This is a genomic window from Crocosphaera sp. Alani8 (assembly GCF_038442745.1).
In the GTDB taxonomy this organism is placed as follows: Bacteria; Cyanobacteriota; Cyanobacteriia; order Cyanobacteriales; family Microcystaceae; genus Crocosphaera.
Genome location: NZ_JARVCN010000432.1, coordinates 1 through 2,397 on the forward strand (window position 1 = coordinate 1; position 2,397 = coordinate 2,397).

Annotated in this window: 3 protein-coding genes and 1 pseudogene; 1 reads left to right on the forward strand and 3 read right to left on the reverse strand. The window is 36.3% G+C overall.

What is annotated here, in order from left to right; all coding sequences use genetic code 11:
- Nucleotides 1–53 precede the first annotated feature (53 nt).
- Entirely contained in the window at nt 54–386 is a 333-nt protein-coding gene (locus P9B04_RS21235; protein ID WP_342056966.1) for a ribonuclease toxin HepT-like protein, read from the forward strand.
- A 25-nt stretch (nt 387–411) separates the two neighbouring features.
- Here P9B04_RS21235 and folP read toward each other — a convergent pair whose 3' ends face one another.
- The 3 genes and pseudogenes from folP to P9B04_RS25235 all read right to left on the reverse strand — a co-directional run.
- On the reverse strand, nt 412–1,248 hold the full coding sequence (folP, locus tag P9B04_RS21240; protein WP_342056964.1) for a dihydropteroate synthase: 837 nt from the start codon (nt 1,246–1,248) through the stop codon (nt 412–414).
- Between the two features lie 66 nt (nt 1,249–1,314).
- Nucleotides 1,315–2,046 carry a triose-phosphate isomerase gene (gene tpiA / locus P9B04_RS21245; RefSeq protein WP_342056965.1) on the reverse strand — a complete coding sequence of 244 codons (732 nt, stop codon included), beginning with the start codon at nt 2,044–2,046 and terminating at the stop codon, nt 1,315–1,317.
- A 37-nt stretch (nt 2,047–2,083) separates the two neighbouring features.
- A pseudogene (locus P9B04_RS25235) lies at nt 2,084–2,341 on the reverse strand (diguanylate cyclase domain-containing protein); the annotation flags it as partial.
- Nucleotides 2,342–2,397: the final 56 nt, after the last annotated feature.

A 2,397-nucleotide genomic window follows, 5' to 3' on the forward strand; every position in this document is an offset into this window, starting at 1 on the left:
TCTATTAGTAAAGGGTTTTATAAGGGGGTTAAAAAGAGCGGATTTGGTATTATATTGTTGATGTTTATACGGGATGTGAAAAAATGAGTGAAAGGGTAGCAGTCACTTTAGATGAAAGTTTACCAAAAGGGGAAAATTGGCACGAACAATTATTGCGCCAAATGGCTGATACTGGAGGTAATAACCGCCCTCCTTTATGGCAAGGTTCTTTATTATTAGAATTAGATGAATACCGAAAATTTCGTCATTTAGTTCGCCATAATTATCAAGTTAAACTCAAAGCAGGTCAAGTGCTTGTCTTAGCTGATAAGATAATAGCTTCTTCTGAAAAAGTAAAAGAAGCCATTGTTAGATTTAATCTTTGGTTAGAAAGTAAAGTAACTTAAGTTAAATAATTAAAAATCTTAAATTTTAACGCCATAAAACATCGGCAACCTTAATAATATCTTTCATTTCTGAAATATCATGAACTCTTAAGATATTGGTTTTAGATGCGATCGCATGACAGCAAGCTGCTGCGGTTCCCCAAACCCTTTTTTTAGGATCTTTTTCTTCTAAAATGTGTCCAATAAAACTTTTACGAGAAACCCCTAACAATATGGGACAGCCTAAACTATGAAAGCGAGATAAATTCTTTAATAATTCTATATTTTGTTCGTAATTTTTAGCAAAACCAATTCCAGGATCAATAATAATATTATGCTTGTAAATACCTGCTTTGATAGCTAAATTAATTTGAACCTTTAACCAGTCAATGATCTCATTAAGTAAATTATTATAATCCGTTTTTTGTTGCATAGTTTTGGGAGTTCCTCTGATGTGCATGATAATAATAGGAACCTGTAAAGTAGCTACAGTGCAAAACATTTTTTTATCAAAGGTTCCCCCAGAAATATCATTAACAATATCTGCCCCTACTTCAATAGCGGCGGCTGCAACTTTAGAGCTTGTCGTATCAATAGAAATAGGAATAGAACTATTTTGACGTAATTTTTTGATAACAGTAATCACTCGTTTTAACTCTTCTTCTAGGGAAATTTCTTCAGCACCAGGGCGGGTAGATTGTCCCCCGATATCAATAATATCCGCACCGCAATCGATCATATTTTTAGCTTGTTCTAGTGCGCTTTCTATGCTATTGAATTCTCCTCCATCGCTAAAACTATCGGGAGTTACATTTAATATCCCCATCAAATAAGTGCGTTTTTCCCAGTCAAAAATACTATCTCGAATGTTCAAATAATTCATGATTCTAATTAGTATGAAATCAAAAAATAGGGGCTAACTTTTGTTAGCCCCCACAACCGTAAAACATTATATATAATTAATAATGCGAGCAAAATTAACCGGATCTAAACTTGCTCCCCCAACTAAAGCCCCATCAATGTCCGACTGGGCCATAATTTCATCAATATTGTTAGGTTTAACGGAACCCCCGTATTGAATAGTGACATTTTTGTTGGATAATACCTCACGAATAATCTGAATAATACGGTTGGCTTCGGTTGCATCGCAAGTATCTCCAGTTCCGATAGCCCAAATAGGTTCGTAAGCAATGACTAAGTTGCTTTGATCTACATCTACTAAGCCTTTTTGCAACTGATTAATAATAACCGTTTCTGCTTCTCCAGCGTCCCGTTGTCGCTTGGTTTCTCCTACACAGAGAATGGGAGTTAAACCGTGTTTTTGAGCTGTAATAACCCGTAAATTAGCAGTTTCGTCTGTTTCTCCAAAATATTGACGGCGTTCGCTGTGACCGATCACCACATAATCCACACTTAATTCTGTCAACATCAGACCAGAAATTTCACCAGTGTAAGCCCCTTGATCTTCCCAGTGGATGTTTTGCGCCCCCAAACGAACTTTTCCCCCATGCAAGCTTTTGGAAAGCACACTAAGGGCAGTAAAGGGGACACACAGAACGATCTCTCGGTTTTCGTCTGTCTCTTCTACTTTTGATTTTAATACCGTTAAAAACTCTAGGGATTCGGCCTGAGTTTTGTGCATTTTCCAATTACCTGCAATGATAACTTTTCCTACAGCCATTTTCAATAATCTACATCAACAATTATTTTGCAAACTTCTAGTTTATCTGAATGGGGGATCTCTGAATAGTCTTGTCTTCCTCCAGTTCAATCTGAACAGGGAAAAATCCGCTTTTGCCGTTGTTTTTTGCTTGATATAAAGCCCAATCAGCCCTTTTCCAAGCATTGACATGGTTTTTGTCTCCCAATCCATAACTGTCGATACCAATACTCAGAGTAATGTTGATAGTTTGTTCTTGATAAATGATAGAGAATTGTTTAAAAGATTGACTGATTCTCGACGCAGCTTCAATGGCTTGTTCTAGCCTGCATTATTCATGAAGAAAAAACAAAACAAAAAAATAAGCAATTA